20 protein-coding genes are annotated in these 18,913 nt (G+C 63.4%); 13 read left to right on the top strand and 7 right to left on the bottom strand.

The features are described from left to right. Window positions 1–1,251 (bottom strand): tryptophan synthase subunit beta, encoded by a 1,251-nt coding sequence (gene trpB, locus FJ973_RS00180; RefSeq protein ID WP_140554554.1) that lies wholly within the window; start codon window positions 1,249–1,251, stop codon window positions 1–3. A gap of 90 nt (window positions 1,252–1,341) precedes the next feature. Continuing rightward, complete coding sequence (locus FJ973_RS00175) at window positions 1,342–2,001, bottom strand: phosphoribosylanthranilate isomerase (RefSeq protein ID WP_140554553.1); 660 nt, start codon at window positions 1,999–2,001, stop codon at window positions 1,342–1,344. Window positions 2,002–2,112: 111 nt separating this feature from the next. On the opposite strand from FJ973_RS00175, the gene FJ973_RS00170 reads away from it, so the two are divergent. Continuing rightward, on the top strand, window positions 2,113–2,331 hold the full coding sequence (locus FJ973_RS00170; protein WP_140491152.1) for a hypothetical protein: 219 nt from the start codon (window positions 2,113–2,115) through the stop codon (window positions 2,329–2,331). A 101-nt stretch (window positions 2,332–2,432) separates the two neighbouring features. Here FJ973_RS00170 and FJ973_RS00165 read toward each other — a convergent pair whose 3' ends face one another. The 4 genes from FJ973_RS00165 to FJ973_RS00150 all read right to left on the bottom strand — a co-directional run bounded on the left by FJ973_RS00165 (window position 2,433) and on the right by FJ973_RS00150 (window position 5,801). Beyond that, on the bottom strand, window positions 2,433–3,191 hold the full coding sequence (locus FJ973_RS00165; protein WP_140491150.1) for a M48 family metallopeptidase: 759 nt from the start codon (window positions 3,189–3,191) through the stop codon (window positions 2,433–2,435). A gap of 100 nt (window positions 3,192–3,291) precedes the next feature. Beyond that, complete coding sequence (locus tag FJ973_RS00160) at window positions 3,292–3,774, bottom strand: DUF2852 domain-containing protein (RefSeq protein ID WP_140491148.1); 483 nt, start codon at window positions 3,772–3,774, stop codon at window positions 3,292–3,294. 117 nt (window positions 3,775–3,891) lie between these two features. Continuing rightward, a complete protein-coding gene (locus tag FJ973_RS00155) occupies window positions 3,892–5,034 on the bottom strand; it encodes a benzoate/H(+) symporter BenE family transporter (protein WP_140554552.1) in 1,143 nt (380 codons plus the stop codon). A gap of 2 nt (window positions 5,035–5,036) precedes the next feature. Continuing rightward, complete coding sequence (locus tag FJ973_RS00150) at window positions 5,037–5,801, bottom strand: alpha/beta hydrolase (protein WP_140554551.1); 765 nt, start codon at window positions 5,799–5,801, stop codon at window positions 5,037–5,039. A 218-nt stretch (window positions 5,802–6,019) separates the two neighbouring features. Between FJ973_RS00150 and infC the strand changes: the two genes are divergently transcribed. The 7 genes from infC to FJ973_RS00115 all read left to right on the top strand — a co-directional run bounded on the left by infC (window position 6,020) and on the right by FJ973_RS00115 (window position 12,563). Next, window positions 6,020–6,556, top strand: a complete 537-nt coding sequence (gene infC / locus FJ973_RS00145) for a translation initiation factor IF-3 (RefSeq protein WP_140491142.1) — start codon at window positions 6,020–6,022, stop codon at window positions 6,554–6,556. Between the two features lie 140 nt (window positions 6,557–6,696). Beyond that, a complete protein-coding gene (locus FJ973_RS00140; protein WP_140491138.1) occupies window positions 6,697–7,323 on the top strand; it encodes an isoprenylcysteine carboxylmethyltransferase family protein in 627 nt (208 codons plus the stop codon). 206 nt (window positions 7,324–7,529) lie between these two features. After that, entirely contained in the window at window positions 7,530–7,733 is a 204-nt protein-coding gene (rpmI, locus tag FJ973_RS00135; protein WP_006201248.1) for a 50S ribosomal protein L35, read from the top strand. A 91-nt stretch (window positions 7,734–7,824) separates the two neighbouring features. Further along, entirely contained in the window at window positions 7,825–8,226 is a 402-nt protein-coding gene (rplT, locus tag FJ973_RS00130; RefSeq protein ID WP_006201247.1) for a 50S ribosomal protein L20, read from the top strand. 142 nt (window positions 8,227–8,368) lie between these two features. Next, entirely contained in the window at window positions 8,369–9,466 is a 1,098-nt protein-coding gene (gene pheS, locus FJ973_RS00125) for a phenylalanine--tRNA ligase subunit alpha (protein ID WP_140554550.1), read from the top strand. Between the two features lie 43 nt (window positions 9,467–9,509). Further along, window positions 9,510–11,918, top strand: coding sequence for a phenylalanine--tRNA ligase subunit beta (pheT, locus tag FJ973_RS00120; RefSeq protein ID WP_140491133.1), 2,409 nt, complete (start codon window positions 9,510–9,512; stop codon window positions 11,916–11,918). Between the two features lie 48 nt (window positions 11,919–11,966). Beyond that, window positions 11,967–12,563, top strand: coding sequence for a nucleotidyltransferase family protein (locus tag FJ973_RS00115; RefSeq protein WP_140554549.1), 597 nt, complete (start codon window positions 11,967–11,969; stop codon window positions 12,561–12,563). A gap of 262 nt (window positions 12,564–12,825) precedes the next feature. Here the strand turns inward: FJ973_RS00115 and FJ973_RS00105 are convergent, their stop codons facing one another. Further along, window positions 12,826–13,821 carry an aldo/keto reductase gene (locus FJ973_RS00105; protein ID WP_140554548.1) on the bottom strand — a complete coding sequence of 332 codons (996 nt, stop codon included), beginning with the start codon at window positions 13,819–13,821 and terminating at the stop codon, window positions 12,826–12,828. Between the two features lie 96 nt (window positions 13,822–13,917). Here FJ973_RS00105 and FJ973_RS00100 point away from each other — a divergent pair, with 96 nt between their 5' ends. From FJ973_RS00100 to FJ973_RS00080, 5 genes are all read left to right on the top strand, one after another. Then, window positions 13,918–14,808 (top strand): LysR family transcriptional regulator, encoded by an 891-nt coding sequence (locus tag FJ973_RS00100; RefSeq protein WP_140554547.1) that lies wholly within the window; start codon window positions 13,918–13,920, stop codon window positions 14,806–14,808. Window positions 14,809–14,867: 59 nt separating this feature from the next. Then, on the top strand, window positions 14,868–15,440 hold the full coding sequence (locus tag FJ973_RS00095) for a cytochrome b (protein ID WP_140554546.1): 573 nt from the start codon (window positions 14,868–14,870) through the stop codon (window positions 15,438–15,440). Between the two features lie 68 nt (window positions 15,441–15,508). Then, window positions 15,509–16,084, top strand: coding sequence for a YceI family protein (locus FJ973_RS00090; protein ID WP_140491123.1), 576 nt, complete (start codon window positions 15,509–15,511; stop codon window positions 16,082–16,084). A gap of 102 nt (window positions 16,085–16,186) precedes the next feature. Further along, window positions 16,187–17,173, top strand: coding sequence for a Gfo/Idh/MocA family oxidoreductase (locus FJ973_RS00085; RefSeq protein WP_140491121.1), 987 nt, complete (start codon window positions 16,187–16,189; stop codon window positions 17,171–17,173). A 59-nt stretch (window positions 17,174–17,232) separates the two neighbouring features. Next, complete coding sequence (locus FJ973_RS00080) at window positions 17,233–18,891, top strand: FAD-binding dehydrogenase (RefSeq protein WP_140491118.1); 1,659 nt, start codon at window positions 17,233–17,235, stop codon at window positions 18,889–18,891. Window positions 18,892–18,913: the final 22 nt, after the last annotated feature.

Raw genomic sequence — 18,913 nt, 5'->3', positions numbered from 1 at the left:
TCAGATCTCCATGCCCAGCATCGAAGCCACCGTATGCACGTCCTTGTCGCCGCGGCCGGACAGGTTGACGATGACGATCTGGTCCTTGTCCATGGCGGGCACGATCTTCACCGCATGTGCGATGGCGTGCGCCGATTCGAGCGCCGGGATGATGCCTTCGACGCGTGTGGTCAGCTTGAAGGCCTCCAGCGCCTCGTCGTCGAGGATCGGCACATATTCGACGCGGCCAGAGTCGCGCAGCCAGGAATGCTCCGGGCCGACGCCGGGGTAATCGAGGCCGGCCGAGATCGAATGGCCGTCCATGATCTGGCCGTCGGCATTTTGCAGGAGATAGGTGCGGTTGCCATGCAGCACCCCCGGCGCGCCGGCGTTCATCGAGGCGCAGTGCTCGATGCCGTCGAGGCCACGCCCGCCAGCCTCGATGCCGATGATGCGGACATCCTTGTCGTCGAGGAACGGATGGAACAGGCCGATGGCATTGGAGCCGCCGCCGACGGCGGCGATGATGGTGTCGGGCAACCGGCCTTCCTGCTCGAGGATCTGAGCGCGCGCCTCCGAACCGATCACCGACTGGAAGTCGCGCACCAGCTCCGGATAGGGGTGCGGGCCGGCGGCGGTGCCGATCAGGTAATAAGTGTCCTCGACATTGGTCACCCAGTCGCGCAGCGCCTCGTTCATGGCGTCCTTCAGCGTGCCGTGGCCAGCGGTCACCGGCCGCACTTCGGCGCCGAGCAGTTTCATGCGGAAGACATTGGGGCTTTGGCGGGCAACGTCCGTGGCACCCATGTAGACGACGCAGGGAAAGCCGAAACGGGCCGCGACGGTGGCCGACGCCACGCCGTGCTGGCCGGCCCCGGTCTCGGCGATGATGCGCGTCTTGCCCATGCGCTTGGCCAGCAGGATCTGGCCGAGGCAATTGTTGATCTTGTGCGAACCGGTATGGTTCAGGTCCTCGCGCTTGAAATAAACCTTTGCGCCGCCCCCGATGCCCTTCGCCAAGGAAACCTCACGAAGATGCCTAGTCAGTCCTTCGGCGAAATAAAGCTTCGACGGCCGCCCCGCATAATGGGTCGAAAGATCGGTGAGCTCGGCCCTGAAATCCGGATCGTTCTTGACCTCGTTCCAGTGCCGTTCGAGGTCGAGGATCAGCGGCATCAGCGTTTCGGCCACGAAACGACCGCCGAAAATGCCAAACATGCCCTGTTCGTCGGGTCCGGTGCGGAAGGAATTGGGTGTCGCCGGCTTGTTCATCGCCGATCTCCTGGCATCTCGATTTTCTTGAGCATGTCCTGTCGAAAACCGGTTTCCACTTTTTCCGGGACATGCTCGGGTTTGAGGCGGTCAGGCGGCGCGGTCGTCTCGCACTGCCTTGACGGCCCGGAAAAACTGCTCGATCAGCGCCGGATCCTTGACGCCCGGCGCGCTTTCCACGCCTGAGGAAATATCTATTCCGGGCGGGCTGGCAAGCCGAAGGGCATCGCCGATATTGGCGGCGTTGAGCCCACCGGAAAGCATGTAATCGAGCCCGGCGTCAAGGCCGGTCAGGATGCGCCAGTCGAACGCAACGCCATTGCCGCCCGGCAACTCGGAGCCCTTCGGCGGCTTGGCGTCGAACAGGAACCGGTCCGCGACCCCGACGAACGGTTTGATGCGCTCGAGATCGGCGGCTTCGCTGAGCGGCAGCGCCTTCATGACCGGCAGGTCATAGCGGGCTTTCAGTTCGGCCACCCGTTCGGGCGTTTCCGAGCCGTGCAGCTGCAGCATGTCCGGGCGCATGCTGTCGATGATGTCGTCCAGGAAGGTGTCGTTGGCGTCGACGGTAACGGCAACCGCCAAAGCCTTGCCGCGCGCCGCTTCGCGCAACCGCCCGGCTGCAGCCGGTTCGATGTAACGCGGGCTCTTGGCAAAGAAAATGAAGCCGACATGGCTGGCGCCGCCGGCCAGCGCCGCGGCCATTGCCTGGTCGGTCTTCAAGCCGCAGATTTTGACGTCGAGTGCCATGGCGCGGGAATTGACATGAAATCGAGGCAGAGTCGAGAAAAAGCATGTTGTTTGCCGGCAGGGCCAAAGGCGCTACCTATCATGGGAAAGCATGCAAGGCGGGAGAACATCATGACTGACAGAACCGTTGCCGAACTCAGGCAGAAGATCGCGCAGGCGCGCGAGGTGATCGCGCATTTGATGGACAAGGCCGCCTTCAACGGCGCCGAGGCGCATCGGGCGCTCGATTATTTCGACACCGACGCCTTCGATCGGAATTTTTTACCGTGGCCGCATCATAGCGAAGAGGGGCTGCGGCCTGAAGAGTTGAACGCCGCGAATGACGATTGAGTTCGTGCGCCCAGTGAGAACGTAGACGCTGGCGGGACCGGAGGTGTGAAGCATCACCGCGGAAAAGCTTATTTTCTGGCGCCGTACGACGCTTCATTGCGCTACTCGAAAACGATCGCCTGCAAGGCCCCGCCATTGCGCTTCAGCCAGTCCTTGCAGCGGTCGGTGTCGGGGCAGAGCTTTTCGCACAATTTCCAGAATTTCGGGCCGTGGTTCATCTCTTTCAGATGCGCTACTTCATGCGCGACGAGGTAGTTGATGACGGGCGGCGGCGCCATCATGATGCGCCAGGAAAAGGACAAATTGCCTTCGGAGGTGCACGAGCCCCAGCGGCTGGACGTATCCTTGTAGCGGATCGCCTTGGCGCGCTTGCCAAGCGCTTCGGTGTGCCTGGCCACCAGCTTCTCGATCTCCTTCTTGGCCTCGCGCTTCAAAAAATCGGCGATGCGGCGCGGCAGGTGGATGCGCTCGCCATGCACGATCAGCAGCGGGCCGCGTTCGTCGCGCGACACGGTGACGGTGCCGCGCCTTGACGGCTCATGGACGATGCGGTGCGGCACGCCGCGGATTGGTATCTTGATGCCTGGCCGTACCTGCGGCCGTGTCGGCACCTTGGCCAGCCGCTGCTCCAGCCAGTCCTGATGACGATCGAGGAACCGCTCCACCTCGCCGCGGCGCAGGCCCGGCGGCACGGTGATACGCAGGCCCTGGCCGCTGGAATCGATGCGCAGCGTCAGACGCCGCGCCCTGGCGCTCTCGACGATCTTGAGCGGCAGCGTGCGGCCGGCAACGCAGTATTCTCGCTCCACGACAGGCGTGGGCTTGGGCTTCGTCAGATTGCGGAAGAATCCGAGGGTCATGGCCGGACGATACGCGATTCGAGAAAAACGAATAGAACAAAAAAGAAACGGCGCCGCTCGCGCGACGCCGTTTTTTCACGATCGGGCCTGTCGCTCAGCCTCAGTCGTCAAGCAGGTTCGAGCCTTTGCCACGCTTGGTGGGGGTCGTGCCTGTGCTCGGGTCGCTCTTTGCCGGAGCGGTCGACTTGTTGCGGTTCGCCATGAAGCGATCGAACTCGTCCTGGTCCTTGGCGCGACGCAATTCGCGGGCGTAGTCGTCGAACTCGGTCAACATGTCGTCGAGCTTGCGGCGTTCCTCGGCCAGGCGTTCAAGCTCCTTTTCGCGCCAGTCGTCAAACGCGACGTTGCCGGTCCGGGCGGAGCCGTGGCCCCAGCGCGCGGCTTTGTCGGAACCGCGGCGGCAGCCGGCGAAGATGCCGTCGGTCGCGCGGTTGACGTCACGCTTGAAGCCCTCGAGCCGGTCGCCCCAGATGATGTAGGCGAGCATGGCGAAGCCGAGCGGCCAGAACACCATGAAGCCGATCACCATCAACGCGATGGTTGCCGGCGTCCAGGCCGGGCGGATCAATGCAGATGTGTTCATTTTCTCCCATTCCTTCGGTTGGAGACAGCCAGGACCGGCTGCGTGGAATCGAAATGGGAAGGCAAAAACGGCGATTCAAGACAATGTCGGCTAAAACCGGACAAGCTGCTGAAATGATTATCGCTTTTTGAGCATATCGAGGAAAAGCACGACCAGCCCGGCAATCAGTCCCCAGAATGCGGCGCCGACGCCGAACAAGGTCAGCCCGGAGGCGGTGACGACAAAAGTGACGGTGGCGGCCATGCGCTCGCTTTCGTCCTTGAGCGCGATCGCCAGCGCGTTGGCCAGCGAGGCCATCAGCGCAAGACCCGCAACCAGCACGATGAGGCTCTGCGGCAGGACGGCGAAGATCGCCACCAGGGAGGCGCCGAAAATCGCGAAGATCAGATAGGCAAGGGCATAGAACGGCCCTGTCTTCCAGCGCTCCGTTGGGTCTGGATGAACGTCGGGCCCGGTGCAGATAGCCGCCGAAATTGCCGCCAGATTGGTGGTCGAGCCGCCGAACGGCGCCGAAAGCAGCGAAAACAGGCCGGTGATGCCGATCAGCGGACCGGGTTCCGGATGGTAGCCGGCGGCGCGCAGCACGGCGAGGCCCGACAGGTTCTGCGAAGCCATGGTGACCAGGTAGAGCGGTACTGCCAGGCCGATTATCGCCTTGGCGGTGAACACAGGCGCGATCAGAGTGAGCGTCGACAGTTCAGGAGTGGGCAAACCGCCGACGCGGCCGGTGAGAAACGCGGCGAGACCGCCGCCGACCAGCACTGCCAGCACCGACAGCGCCGGATTGAACAGGCGGATGACGAAGAAGGCGGCGATCAACGGCAGGATCAGCCAGGGATCGGCGGGAACAGTTTTGACCGCATTGAGCGCGAAGGTGACGACAATGCCGGCCAGCATTCCTGAAGCGACCGAGGGCGGTATCCCCGAGATCAGTTTCGTCAGCGGCCGGAACAGCCCGGTGGCGACCAAAAGAATGCCGGTGACGATGAAGGCGGCGACGGCCTCGCCGATCGAAAAACCGCTCGACGCCGCCATCAGCGCCAGGCCCGGCGTCGACCATGCGGTGATGATGGGCATTTTCGTTCGCCAGGACAGCCACAGGCTTTCGACCGCCATGGCCAGGCAGATCGTGGTCACCCAACTCGCGGTCTGAATTTGCGTGGCCTCGACCGCGTGGGCGGCGGCAATGACGATGGCCAGCGTGCCGCCGAAGCCGACGATGGCCGCGACGAAGGCTGAGATCGGGATGGAAAGGCGCATCGTCACTTGCCCCGCGCGGCCATGTCGCCGACCGCCCGCACCAGCATATCGAGATCCTGCGGCCGCGACAGCCGGTGGTCGCCGTCCGGGATCAGCGACAGCGTGACATCGTCGGCCGGCAGCAGGCTGACCAGCCTCAGCGCATGGCTCGACGGCACGTCCCGATCGGCCAGGCCCTGCAAGACGTGTACGGGGCAGTGCGTGTCGAGCGGGCCTGTCATGACCAGGTTGTCGCGCCCATCCTCGATCAGCGCGCGCGTGTAGATGTAGGGCTCGGTGGAATAGTCCGACGGCTCCTCGAAGAAGTCTTTTTTGGCAAGGTCGCGCTTCTGCGCTTTGGTCAGCACCGGTTCGACCAGTTCTGCGGTAAAATCCGGCGCCGGTGCTAGAAGCACCAGACCGACGACGCTTGCGTCGCCTGCCTTGCGCAATTCCTGCACCATGCGCAGGGCGATCCAGGCGCCCATCGACGAGCCGACCAGGATCTGGCTGCCGCTGGTGAAATGCCGGAACACGGCCAGGCTTTGCGAAAGCCATTTCGAGATCGTGCCGTCGGCAAAGGCGCCGCCGGATTCGCCGTGTCCGGAATAGTCATGGCGCAGGAAGGCGCGGCCTTCTTTTGCCGCCCAGTCCGAAAGCGCTTCAGCCTTCGTGCCCAGCATGTCCGACTTGTAGCCGCCGAGCCAGACGACGCCAGGCGTCGCGCCCGCAATATGGCGCACCGCGATGCTCGATCCGTCGACATCCAGAAAGACAGGGGCAGTCATGGCTTTTTCCTCACGCCGACTTTCGGCGCAGGGTCTTGTGACACAGCCAGTGGTGTGGCGAAAAGTGCTCGCGATCTTTCTTTGTTTGCCGCAGGCAGCGATCAGGTGATTTTCTGTCAATGCTGTGCTATTGACTCCGCCCGCGCGCTCACCACATTGGCGCGTCCACATATCAACACCTGCAAATCCAGAACGAAACGGCCAAGGAGACCACGACCATTCGCAGACCTTTCAAAGCAGCGGCGCCGACCAAGGATGGGCCGCGCTCCAATCGTGACATCCGGGTTCCCCGGGTCCAGCTTATCGACGCCGAAGGCCAGAACCGTGGCGATGTTTCCATCAACGACGCATTGCTGCTCGCCGAAGAGGCAGGGCTCGATCTCGTCGAGATATCGCCCAACGCGCAGCCGCCCGTCGTAAAAATCCTCGATCTCGGCAAGTTGAAATACGCCAACCAGAAGAAGGCGGCCGAGGCGCGCAAGAACCAGAAGGTCATCGAGATCAAGGAGATCAAGATGCGCCCGAACATCGACAGCCACGACTACGAGACCAAGATGAAGGCGGTGCGCCGCTTCTTCGAGGAAGGCGATAAGGTCAAGCTGACATTGCGCTTCCGTGGCCGCGAGATGGCGCATATGGAGCTTGGCATGCAGCTTCTGAACAAGGTGCGTGAGGAAGTGGCTACCATCGCCAAGGTCGAGGCGGAGCCGAAGCTCGAAGGCCGCCAGATGATGATGGTGCTGGCGCCGCGCTAGATCACGATAAGGTTAGCGCGACCGACGCGCTCCAATTCCGCCTGAATTGTGCTACAGGGCGTCCCGGCGATCGGCGGGACGCCCATTTCTCGGCCATAGCTGCGGTCGCCGGCTAAGCTCTCGACGATCGGATTCCTCCCTTGGACAAAAAACTCAAATACGGGCTGGGTGGCTACCAGCGCACGCGCAGGCTGGTGCTTGCCGTGCTTGTGGTGGTGCTGTTCGCAGCCCTGCTGTTCGGGCAATCGAGCTTTCCGCCTGATACGGCGATGCATGAAACGATCGAGATGTTCGGCGTGCTGCTGATTTTCCTAGGTATCTGCGGTCGCCTTTGGTCGACGCTCTACATAGGTGGGCGCAAATCTTCCGAAGTTGTGACGGGCGGGCCTTATTCGATCACCCGCAACCCGCTCTATGTGTTCTCGACTGTGGCCGCGGCCGGCGTCGGCGCGCAGATCGGCTCGTTCTCCGGCATCATTCTGTTCGCTGTCCTGTGTGCGGGCGCCTTCCATATCGTCATCCTGCGCGAGGAGAAATTCCTTAAGGAAACGCTCGGCGAGCCCTATCAGGCCTATCTGGCAAGAGTGCCGCGATTCTTTCCGAAGCTTTCCCTCTACCAGGAAGGCGACACCGGCAGCTTCAAGCCGCGCCTGCTGTTGACCACGCTTCTCGACGGCCTGGTCTTCCTCATCGCGCTGCCGGCCTTCGAACTGATCGACGGCGCCCAGCAGTCGGGTATGCTGCCGGTGTTGTTTACGCTCCCTTGAAGAAGGACCGGGCGCCGCATCCCGGCGTTCGGGGAAACGCGCGGCGCGGTGGGTGTTGCACAGTCGCCTGCTTTGACGTATAGGACCGCCGTTCCAAGAAAACCGCCCGGCAGGGCATGCCGTGGCGGTTTCATTTGCTTTTCGGGCTTTGGTCGGCCCGAAGCGAACAAGAAGCGCGATGGTGCGCCACAATACGGAGTAGCAAAATGCCCAAGATGAAGACCAAATCGGCCGCCAAAAAGCGGTTCAAGATCACCGGTACGGGTAAAGTCCTGTCGGCTGCGGCCGGCAAGCGTCACGGCATGATCAAGCGTTCCAACAAGTTCATTCGAAATGCCCGCGGCACGATGGTTCTGGCTGAACCGGACGGCAAGAAGGTCATCAAGAATTTTCTGCCGAACGGCCTCTGAGCATTCGGCCGAACACGAATTTGTTTTACGCAATTCCGAACGGAAAACCGCAAGGCACTTTTCCTGGAATTGCTTTTAAGGAGATCATGACATGGCACGCGTAAAAAGAGGCGTCACCTCGCACGCCAAGCACAAGAAGGTCCTGAAAGCCGCGAAAGGCTTCTACGGCCGCCGCAAGAACACCATCCGCATCGCCAAGCAGGCGGTGGAAAAGTCGCTGCAATACGCCTATCGCGACCGCAAGAACCGCAAGCGCTCGTTCCGCGCGCTGTGGATCCAGCGCATCAACGCCGCGACGCACGAGCACGGCCTGACCTATGGCCGTTTCATCGACGGCCTCAACAAGGCTGGCATCGAGATCGATCGCAAGATCCTGTCGGATATGGCCATCCACGAGCCGCAGGCTTTCGCCGCGCTCGTGGCCAAGGCCAAGGTTGCTCTTGAGTACCTCAAGAACACCACCCCGAATGCTTTTGAAAGCGCTGTCGCCTAAGACCAGCGCTTCCCAAGCATTCGAAATTCTGATTTGGGGAACCCGCGCTGGCACGGCTGGCGCGGGTTTTTCTTATGCCTGATGTAACCAAATTGGTGACACGCCCGGTGATGGTGGGTTGCCCGATCGAGAGAGTTTCGCCGTGAACGCCACCGCTGGAAATCTTGAAAGCCTGGAAGCTTCGCTGCTCGCCGACATCGCATCGGCGTCCGACGAAGCGTCGATAGAAGCCGTGCGCGTGGCAGCCCTTGGCAAGAAGGGGTCGATCTCGGAAATGCTGAAGACGCTCGGCTCGATGAGCGCCGAGGAGCGCCAGGTCAAAGGCCCCGCCATCAACGGCCTCAAGAACCGCGTCACCGATGCGCTCACCGCGCGCAAGGCGGAACTCAGGGATGTTGCCATCACTGCCCGCCTCGCCGCGGAGAAGGTCGACGTGACGCTGCCGGTGCGGCAGTCGCCGGCCGAGCGCGGCCGCATTCATCCGATCAGCCAGGTCATCGACGAGATCGCGGCGATCTTCGGCGATCTCGGCTTCGCCATCGCCGAAGGGCCCGACATCGAGACCGACTATTACAATTTCACCGCGCTGAATTTCCCGGAAGGCCATCCGGCGCGCGAGATGCATGACACCTTCTTCTTCCAGCCGGACGAGAAGGGCGAGCGCAAGCTTCTGCGCACCCACACCTCGCCGGTGCAGATCCGCACCATGGAGAAGCAGAAGCCGCCGATCCGCATCGTCATTCCGGGCAAGACCTACCGGCAGGATTCCGACGCCACCCACTCGCCGATGTTCCATCAGGTCGAAGGGCTGGTGATCGACAAATCGGCCAACGTCGCCAACATGAAGTGGGTGCTGGAAGAGTTCTGCAAGGCCTTCTTCGAGGTGCCGTCGGTCAAGATGCGCTTCCGGCCGTCCTTCTTCCCGTTCACCGAGCCAAGCCTCGAGGTCGATATCCAGTGCGACCGCTCGCGGCCAGGCGAGGTGCGCTTCGGCGAAGGCTCCGACTGGATGGAGATCCTTGGCTGCGGCATGGTGCACCCCAACGTTCTGCGCGCTGGCGGGCTCGATCCCGATGAATATCAGGGCTTTGCCTGGGGCATGGGCATCGACCGCATCGCCATGCTGAAATACGGCATGCCGGATCTGCGCGCCTTCTTCGATGCCGATGTGCGCTGGCTGTCGCATTACGGCTTCCGGCCGCTCGACATGCCGACTTTGTTCGGGGGCCTGAGCGCGTGACGGTCAAGACGATTCCTGCTGCGATACATTACGGAACAGCATCATGAAATTCACCCTCTCCTGGCTCAAGGACCATCTCGAGACCGACGCCTCGCTCGGCGAGATCGTCGAGCGGCTGACCTCGATCGGCCTCGAGGTCGAGCATGTCGACGACAAGGCGAGTCTGAAGCCCTTCGTCATCGCCAGGGTGCTGACGGCGGTGCAGCATCCCGACGCCGACCGGCTGCGGGTGCTGACCGTCGACACCGGCGACGGCAAGCCGCCCGTGCAGGTCGTCTGTGGCGCACCCAATGCGCGGGCGGGCATGATCGGCGCCTTCGCCGCGCCCGGCACTTATGTGCCCGGCATCGATGTGACGCTGACGGTTGGCAAGATCAGGGGCGTCGAAAGCCACGGCATGATGTGTTCCGAGCGCGAGCTGGAACTTTCCGACGAGCACAACGGCATCATCGACCTGCCCGAAGATGCGCCGGTCGGCACCAGCTTCGCCGCTTACGCGCATCTCGACGATCCGGTCATCGAGATCAATCTGACGCCAAACCGGCCTGATGCCACCAGCGTTTACGGCATCGCCCGGGATCTCGCGGCGAGCGGTCTCGGCCGCCTCGTCGGCGGCGCGATCATGCCGCATGTCGGCAATGGAATGTGCCCCGTCAAGGTGACGATCGAAGCGCCGGAACTCTGCCCCGGCTTCGCGCTCAATCTGGTCAGCGGCGTCAAGAACGGCCCGTCCCCGAAATGGCTCCAGCAGCGGCTGATCGCCATTGGGCTGAGGCCCATCAGCGCGCTGGTCGATATCACCAACTACGTCACCTTCGATCGTGGCAGGCCGCTGCATGTCTTCGATGCCGGCAAGGTCGCCGGCAATCTTGTCGTGCGTCGCGCCAGGGATGGCGAAAAGGTACTGGCGCTCGACGGCCGCGAATACACGTTGACGCCGGAGATGTGCGTCATCGCCGATGACAATGGCGTGGAATCGATCGCCGGCATCATGGGCGGCGAGCGTTCCGGCTGCGACGAGAACACGACCGACGTGCTGATCGAATCCGCACTCTGGGACCCGATCACTACGGCCCGCACCGGGCGCGCGCTCGGCATCATCACCGATGCCCGCTATCGTTTCGAGCGCGGGGTCGACCCCGAATTCATGGTGCCGGGCGTTGAGCTTGCGACCCGGCTGGTGCTTGATTTCTGCGGCGGCACGCCGACGGAAATCGAGGTGGCCGGCTATGCCGGCCATCAGCCCAAGATCGTCTCCTTCCCGCTGTCGGAAGTGAAGCGGCTGACCGGCATAGAAGTGCCGAAGGCGGAAAGCCTCGATATTCTCACGCGCCTCGGCTTCAAGCCTGAGGGTTCGGGCGATGTCGTCGAAATCGCCGTGCCGTCCTGGCGTCCCGATGTCGACGGCAAGGCCGACCTGGTCGAGGAGGTGATGCGCATCCACGGCGTCGACAACATCGCTTCGCAGCCGCTCGGCGCGCATGACGCGGTCAACGGCAAGATCCTGACGACGCTGCAGATCCGCACCCGCGCGGCCAAGCGGGCGCTGGCCGTGCGCGGCATGATGGAGGCAGTCACCTGGTCGTTCATCCCCGCCAGGCACGCCGAACTGTTCGGCGGCGGGCAGGCTTCGCTCAAGCTCGCCAACCCGATCGCCGCCGACATGTCCGACATGCGGCCCTCACTGCTGCCCGGCCTGATCGCAGCCGCCCAGCGCAATGCCGACAAGGGCATTGGCGACGTGGCGTTGTTCGAGGTCTCCGGCACCTATGAGGGCGACGGCGCCGACCAGCAACGGCGCGTTGCCGCCGGCGTGCGGCGCGGCACCGCCAAGCTCGACGGTTCCGGCCGCAACTGGGCTGGCAATTCCGGTCCGGTCGGCGTGTTCGACGCCAAGGCTGATGCCATCGCCGCACTCGAAGCCTGCGGCGCGCCGGTCGAGCGGCTGCAGATCGAGGCCGGCGGCCCGTCCTGGTACCATCCTGGTCGTTCCGGAACGATCAAGCTCGGACCGAAGACGGTGCTCGGCACGTTCGGTGAATTTCATCCAAAAACGCTGGAAGGGCTTGACGTCTCCGGCCCGCTCTGCGGCTTCGAAGTGTATGTCGATGCCGTGCCCGAGCCCAAGGCAAAGCCGACGAAAACCAAGCCCAGGCTGGATCTCTCCGCCTTCCAGGCGGTGAAGCGCGACTTCGCCTTCGTCGTCGACAAGGCGGTCGAGGCCGGCACGCTGGTACGCGCGGCGCTCGCCGCGGACAAGAAGCTGGTCACCGGCGTCTCGGTCTTTGATGTTTTCGAAGGTGCGGCGCTCGGCGAGGGCAAGAAGTCCATCGCCATCGAAGTGTCGATCCAGCCGGTCGAGAAGACGCTGACCGACGAGGATTTCGAGGCGTTGGCCAGGCGCGTCGTCGAGAATGTCGGCAAGCAGACTGGAGGCGTGCTCAGGGCATAGCCTCTTTCCGGGATTGCGGGAGCACGGCGAATCGCCCTCCAAAGGGCGATGGACCATTTGCACTATTCCGGCCTCCCGTTCGAAGCACAACGCGCTGCGTTTCTCGATATCCTGCTGTCGGATGCGCTCGTGCGCCAGGCGCTGGTATGTGCCCGCACGCTCGATCTTCCGGACTGGCTGGTGGTCTCCGGCGTGCTCTATAACTCGGTCTGGAACCATCTGACGGGGAAGCCGTCGGGTTATGGCATCAAGGATGTCGACCTGTTCTATTTCGACGATAGCGACCTGTCCTACGAGGCCGAGGACGCCGTCATCCGCCGGGCGGCGAAGCATTTCCAGGGGCTGCCCGTCGAGGTGCGCAACCAAGCGCGGGTGCATTTGTGGTACCCGCAGAAGTTCGGGCGGCCCTGTCCGCGCTACACGAGTTCGAGCGAGTCGGTCCGGTTTTTTGCGTCGAAGACACATGCGGTCGGGGTGCGATACGACGCGGATTGTCAACTGGAACTGCTGGCGCCGTTCGGTCTCGACGACGTCTTCTCATTCCGCGTCACGCCGAACCGGGCGATGGACAATCAGCGGACGCATGAGGCGAAGGGCCAGCGGGCGCGGGAGAACTGGCCGGAGGTTACGGTCGTGCCATGGTAGGAAATGCGGGTGCGAGACACCCCCCTCTGGCCTGCCGGCCATCTCCCCCGCAAGGGGGGAGATCGGCTCTGATCCGCTTTCGCGAATTACAGACGGCATAAGGTAGACGAGACAGCGAAGCTGCCAATCTCCCCCCTTGCGGGGGAGATGTCCGGTAGGACAGAGGGGGGTGTTTCACGCGGGCGTCTGGCAATCTTTTATGCCGCGCGGCATCGAAAAGGGGGGCAGGAGCACCCCTTTTCGGTTCTCTTGGGATTGCCAATCACCCATTCACCAGCGCCAGCAGCTCCTCTGTGTAGCGCTTGCCCATGACCTTATCAGGCGACAGTGCATCGCCGATGGTCTGTACCTCTGCGGCACTCAGCTCGATATCAGCCGCCGCCGTGTTCTGCTCGAGATGGCGGATTTTTCGGGCGCCCGGGATGGGGACAATGAAATCGCCCTGGTGCAGTACCCAGGCGAGCGCCAGCTGTGCCGAGGTCACTCCCTTTTCGGTCGCCAGTTTTTCCAGCGTGGCCACGACTTTGGCATTGGCTTCCATGGCGTCGGCCTGGAAGCGCGGCAAGGTGCGGCGCCAGTCGTCGTCATCAAGCGTCTCGGGCTTGGCGATCGTGCCGGTCAAGAGGCCACGGCCGAGCGGGCTGTAGGGAACGAAACCGATGCCGAGTTCGCGGCAGACGGCGAACACATCGTCTTCCGGGTCACGGCTCCACAGTGAATATTCGCTCTGGACCGCCGCGATCGGATGTACGGCATGCGCCCGGCGGATGGTGGCGGCACTCGCTTCCGAAAGGCCGAGCGCGCGCACCTTGCCCTCGCGCACCAGCTCGGCCATGGCGCCGACCGTGTCCTCGATCGGCACGTTCGGGTCGACGCGGTGCTGGTAATAGAGATCGATCACGTCGGTGCCCAGCCGCTTCAGTGACGCCTCTGCGACGGCCTTGACGTGTTTGGGGCGGCTGTCGACGCCCGCCATGCGATCGGTGCCGGTGCCTTCCTCCAGGATCTTGAAGCCGAACTTGGTTGCGATCGTCACCTGATCGCGCACCGGCTTCAGCGCCTTGCCGAGCAGGATCTCGTTCTCGTAGGGCCCGTAGACCTCTGCCGTGTCGAAGAAATTGACGCCGATCTCGACGGCGCGGCGCAAGGTGGCGATCGCCTCGGCTTCCGGCTGGCCGCCATAGCCGAAGCTCATGCCCATGCAGCCGAGGCCGATCGGGAAAACTTCGAGTTCAGTACCGAGTTTGCGGGTTTTCATCACGCGTCTCCTTGTTGCGATGCCCAGGAAATAGCGCCTTGCCTTATGTTCGATAATCGGCTCATCTGTGCACGGGGCGTTCTCGAAAATAGATCAATGAACCGGGCACATCTTTCACAGCTTGCGGTGCTGGCAACTGTTGCCCAATGCGGCAGCTTTCGCGGCGCGGCCAGGGAACTGGCGATCGCCCCGTCGGCGGTCAGCCATGCCGTGTCCAGCCTTGAGGCGCGGCTTGGCGTGCGGCTGTTGGCACGCAGCACCCGCAGCATTGCCCCGACCGAAGAGGGCGCGCGGTTGCTGGAACGATTGCGGCCGGCGCTGTCGGAGATCGACCTGGCACTGGAGGCGGCGGTCGAGGCGCGCGACCGGCCGGCCGGCAATCTGCGGCTGAGCGTGCCGCGCACGGCAGCCCATCTGGTGCTGGCCCCGCGGCTCGGCGCCTTTGCCGCGGCTTATCCCGATATCGTGCTGGAGATCGTCATCGAGGACCGCTTCACCGACGTGGTGGAAGGCGGTTTCGATGCAGGCGTGCGGCTTGGCGAAAGCCTGCAACGCGACATGATCGCGGTGCGCATCGGGCCTGATATACGCGGCGCCGTGGTCGGCGCGCCCTCCTATTTCGACACCATGCCCAGGCCGCGCCATCCGCGTGACCTGTCCGATCATCGCTGCATCCGCTTCCGCTTCTCCAGCGGCATTCTCTACCGCTGGGAATTCGCCAGGGATGGCGAGGAGATCGAGATCGCTGCGCAAGGACCATTGATCCTCGACGAAGACCATCTGATCGCCCAGGCGGCGGTCGACGGCGCGGGGCTTGCCTTCGTCTTCGAGGACTATGTCCGCGAGCCGCTCCGCGACGGCCGGCTGATCCGCGTGCTGGAGGATTGGTGTCCGTCCTTCGAGGGTTTCTTCGTCTACTATCCCAGCCGCCGCCAGATGCGGCCTGCGCTCAGGGCCTTCATCGATTTCTTCAGGGTGAGCGGATAGGCTGCCCTCTCCCTTGTGGGAGGGTGGAAGAAAGCCGACGCGACATTCGTTCACCTTCCATGCGAGCTTCGATCATAAATACCCCGACCCGCTACGGGTGGGCGACAATCCTGCTTCATTGGCTGATCGGCCTTGCCTTCATCGGCCAATTCGCGCTCGGTTTCGCGATGGTCCGCATCAGCAGCCAGCGCACGGCTTTCGAGCTCATCCAGCTGCACAAATCGCTGGGCTTCCTGCTACTCGGCCTGATCATCCTGCGCATCGCCTGGCGGCTCGGCAATGCCGCGCCGGCCTTGCCATCCTCGGTCGGATCCTTGGAGCGCCTGGCGGCGCCGCTCGCTCACCTGGCGCTCTATGCCTTTCAGATCGCTTTGCCTCTGTCCGGCTGGGCGCTGGTTTCGGTCTCGACGCTGGAAATTCCAAGCATGCCGTTCAATCTGTTCGTGATGCCCAACCTGCCGCTCGCGGAATCCGATGCCGCCGAAAGTTTCTGGGCGGCAGCGCACTGGTACCTTGCCTATGCCGGCGCAGCACTTGTGGCGCTGCATGTCACGGCGGCACTGCGCCATCATTTTCGACTGAGGGACAATGTGCTTACACGCATCGTCACGCCTTCCTCAGGCGGGGAATAGAACGGGCTTCGGCCTCGTTTGTAAGCGAGGACGCGAAGAGCGTTGCCTCCGAAGAAGGAAATAATCTCATGTATGCGCGACTCCTCGGATCGGCGGCCCTTGCCGCTTGCCTTGCCGTGCCTGTCTGGGCAGCAGTTGTCCTCGATGATGCCGCCGGCAGTTACACGATCAGCCAGGCTGACTCCTCGATCCGCTTCACCATCGGCAAGGCCGGCGGCGGCGGTTTCGATGGTGCGTTTGCTCACTTCAAGGGCACGATCCGCATCGACAATGACGACGTCAGCCGCTCGAAGGTCAACCTTACCATTTTTCCCGAAAGCGTCGGCACCGGCCAGGGCCGCATCGACGCTTTCCTGCGTTCAGACGCCGTGTTCGATGCGGCCAACAGCCCCGAAATCCAGTTCCGCTCGACCAGCGTGACCCGCACCGGCGATACGACGGCGCTTGTCACCGGCCGGCTGACGGCGCGCGGCAAGACGTTTGCGGAAAAGTTCACCGCCGAGCTCGATGGCCTGAAGTCCGGCACGATCGGGTTCCACGTCACCGGCAAGGTGCTGCGGTCGCGCTACGGAATGGATGTCGGCACGCCGATCTATTCCAACGTCGTCGGTTTCGACATGAGGCTGACGGGGAAGAGGGGTTGAGCCATCGCTCCCCGCTCGTGGGGCGAGGAACTTGGCCCCCGCATTGGCTTTTGCCCCGATTTCAGGCAAACCTCCTCGCCTGTAATCGAGAGGAGAAGCCTGATGTTCCGATGGGGTGTGTTATCGACGGCCAAGATCGGTCGCGAGCAGCTTTTACCTGCGATCGTGGAGGCGGAAAATGGCGTGCTGTCCGCAATCGCCAGCCGCGATCAGTCGAAGGCCCGTGGGTTGGCCGATCGCTTCGGCGCGCCGCATGCTTTCGGTTCCTATGAGGAGTTGCTCGCCTCGAACGAGGTCGACGGCGTCTATATCCCGCTGCCGACATCGCAGCATGTCGAATGGACGGCCAAGGCCATTCAGGCGGGAAAACATGTGCTGGTCGAAAAGCCGTTGGCGCTCGACGCCAAGGACATTCCGCCGCTGATCAAGCTGCGCGATGCCAGCAAGGTGTTGGTCTGCGAAGCCTTCATGGTCGTCTACCATCCGCAATGGATCAAGGTGCGCGACCTGATCGCCAGCGGCGTCATCGGCCGGCTGCGCCATGTGCAGGGCGCGTTCTCCTATTACAATGTCGATCCCAACAACATGCGCAACCAGCTCGACCTTGGCGGCGGCGCGCTGCCCGACATCGGCGTCTACCCGACCGTGTCGACGCGCTTTTCCACCGGCAAGGAGCCGCTGCGCGTGCAGGCGACGATCGAGCGCGACAAAAAATTCGGCACCGACATCTATTCCTCGATCCGCGCCGATTTCGGCGACTTCGAACTGTCCTTCTATCTCTCGACCCAGATGGCCGCGCGCCAGGTGATGGTATTCCATGGCGAGAACGGGTTCATCGAGGTGTTCTCGCCGTTCAATGCCGGGCTCTACGATCACCACCGCGTCGAGTTGCACAATCAGAACCACACGGAGGCGCAGGTGTTCCGCTTTCCCGGTACGCAGCAGTACCGGCTCGAGGTCGAGACCTTCGCGCGGGCGGCCCAGGGCGGTAAGGAGCGCGTCTTCACGCTGGAGGAATCCGTGCTCAACCAGAAGGTCATCGACGCCATCTTCCGCGCCGGCGGCAAGGATGGCTGGGAGGCGGTCTGACCATCATTAATATATTCCGGTTCGAGATTCATACGGTAGCCAGCTAACGGGAGGGGAAATTGGCTGACGACGCGGATGTCATCATTGTCGGCGCCGGCCTTGCCGGGCTGGTCGCCGCCGCCGAACTGGCCGAGGCCGGCAAGAAGATCGTCATCGTCGACCAGGAACCGGAGCAGTCGCTGGGCGGCCAGGCCTTCTGGTCGTTCGGCGGTCTGTTCCTCGTCGATTCGCCCGAGCAGCGGCGCATGCGCATCCGCGATTCGCACGAGCTGGCGCTCGAGGACTGGCTGGGCACCGCCGCTTTCGACCGGCCGGAGGATCACTGGCCGCGCAAATGGGCCGAGGCCTACGTCGGCTTCGCCGCCGGCGAGAAGCGCTCCTGGCTGCTGGAGCGCGGGATGAAATTCTTTCCCGTGGTCGGCTGGGCCGAGCGCGGCGGCGGCAATGCCATTGGCCATGGCAATTCCGTGCCCCGCTTTCACATCACCTGGGGCACCGGTCCCGGCGTGCTCGAGCCCTTCGTGCTGCGCGTCCGCGAAGCCGAGAAGAAGGGACTGATCCGCTTCAAGTTCCGCCACCGCGTCAACGAATTGATCCGCACCGGCACGAGGATCGACGGGGTGCGCGGCGACATCCTGCAACCAAGCACCGTCGAGCGCGGCCACAAGAGTTCGCGTGAGATATCAGGTGATTTCGAGGTTCATGCGCAGGCCGTGATCGTCGCCTCCGGCGGCATCGGCGGCAACCACCAGCTGGTCCGGGAAAACTGGCCGAAGCGTCTGGGCGCGGCGCCGAAGTGCATGATCACCGGCGTGCCCGACCATGTCGACGGCCGCATGCTGGCGATCACGGAACAGGCCGGCGGCAGCGTCATCAATCGCGACCGCATGTGGCACTATGTCGAGGGCATCAGGAACTGGGCGCCGATCTGGACCGATCATGCCATCCGCATCCTGCCCGGTCCGTCGTCGCTGTGGCTCGACGCCAGGGGCAAGCGCCTGCCGGTGCCGCTTTACCCCGGTTTCGACACGCTCGGCACGCTCAGCCACATCACGAGCACCGGGTTCGATTATTCCTGGTTCATCCTGACCAAAAAAATCATCCAGAAGGAGTTCGCGCTCTCGGGCTCCGAGCAGAACCCGGACCTGACCGGCAAGAGCTGGCGCCAGGTGCTCGGCCGCGCCACGTCGGGCATTCCGGGCCCGGTCAAGGCGTTCATGGAGAAGGGCGAGGATTTCATCATCGAGGCCGAACTGCCCGATCTGGTGGCGCGCATGAACAAGCTGGCCGGCGGCGAACCGCTGCTCGACGTCGCCCATGTCGAGCGCGAGATCCGCGCCCGCGACCGGCAACTCGACAATCCCTTCTCCAAGGACATGCAGGTCACCGCGCTGCGCGGAGCGCGGGCCTATCTCGGCGACCGGCTGATCCGCACGGCCAGGCCGCACAAGATGCTCGATCCCGCGAACGGCCCGCTGATCGCGGTTCGCCTCAACATCCTGACCCGCAAGACGCTGGGTGGCCTGCAGACCGATCTCGAAAGCCGCGTGCTGGGGAGCGATGGCGAGCCGGTTCAGGGCCTCTATGCGGTCGGCGAAGCCGCCGGTTTCGGCGGCGGCGGCGTGCATGGCTATGCGGCGCTCGAAGGCACGTTCCTGGGCGGCTGTATCTTCTCCGGCCGCAGCGCCGGCCGGGCGGCGGCTCGTTCGGTAGGCTGAGCGCCGAACGGCTTGGCAGTCG

The sequence above is a fragment of the Mesorhizobium sp. B2-1-3 genome (genome assembly GCF_006442495.1).
Lineage (GTDB): Bacteria > Pseudomonadota > Alphaproteobacteria > Rhizobiales > Rhizobiaceae > Mesorhizobium.
Note: the sequence above shows the minus strand (reverse complement) of the source record. Positions and strands in the feature narration are given on the sequence as shown.

Coding starts and splice junctions, on each gene's coding strand:
- trpB (WP_140554554.1), bottom strand. CDS start 1,251: ATGAACAAGCCGGCGACACCCAATTCCTTCCGCACCGGACCCGACGAA.
- FJ973_RS00175 (WP_140554553.1), bottom strand. CDS start 2,001: ATGGCACTCGACGTCAAAATCTGCGGCTTGAAGACCGACCAGGCAATG.
- FJ973_RS00170 (WP_140491152.1), top strand. CDS start 2,113: ATGACTGACAGAACCGTTGCCGAACTCAGGCAGAAGATCGCGCAGGCG.
- FJ973_RS00165 (WP_140491150.1), bottom strand. CDS start 3,191: ATGACCCTCGGATTCTTCCGCAATCTGACGAAGCCCAAGCCCACGCCT.
- FJ973_RS00160 (WP_140491148.1), bottom strand. CDS start 3,774: ATGAACACATCTGCATTGATCCGCCCGGCCTGGACGCCGGCAACCATC.
- FJ973_RS00155 (WP_140554552.1), bottom strand. CDS start 5,034: ATGCGCCTTTCCATCCCGATCTCAGCCTTCGTCGCGGCCATCGTCGGC.
- FJ973_RS00150 (WP_140554551.1), bottom strand. CDS start 5,801: ATGACTGCCCCTGTCTTTCTGGATGTCGACGGATCGAGCATCGCGGTG.
- rpmI (WP_006201248.1), top strand. CDS start 7,530: ATGCCCAAGATGAAGACCAAATCGGCCGCCAAAAAGCGGTTCAAGATC.
- rplT (WP_006201247.1), top strand. CDS start 7,825: ATGGCACGCGTAAAAAGAGGCGTCACCTCGCACGCCAAGCACAAGAAG.
- pheT (WP_140491133.1), top strand. CDS start 9,510: ATGAAATTCACCCTCTCCTGGCTCAAGGACCATCTCGAGACCGACGCC.
- FJ973_RS00115 (WP_140554549.1), top strand. CDS start 11,967: ATGGACCATTTGCACTATTCCGGCCTCCCGTTCGAAGCACAACGCGCT.
- FJ973_RS00105 (WP_140554548.1), bottom strand. CDS start 13,821: ATGAAAACCCGCAAACTCGGTACTGAACTCGAAGTTTTCCCGATCGGC.
- FJ973_RS00100 (WP_140554547.1), top strand. CDS start 13,918: ATGAACCGGGCACATCTTTCACAGCTTGCGGTGCTGGCAACTGTTGCC.
- FJ973_RS00095 (WP_140554546.1), top strand. CDS start 14,868: ATGCGAGCTTCGATCATAAATACCCCGACCCGCTACGGGTGGGCGACA.
- FJ973_RS00090 (WP_140491123.1), top strand. CDS start 15,509: ATGTATGCGCGACTCCTCGGATCGGCGGCCCTTGCCGCTTGCCTTGCC.
- FJ973_RS00085 (WP_140491121.1), top strand. CDS start 16,187: ATGTTCCGATGGGGTGTGTTATCGACGGCCAAGATCGGTCGCGAGCAG.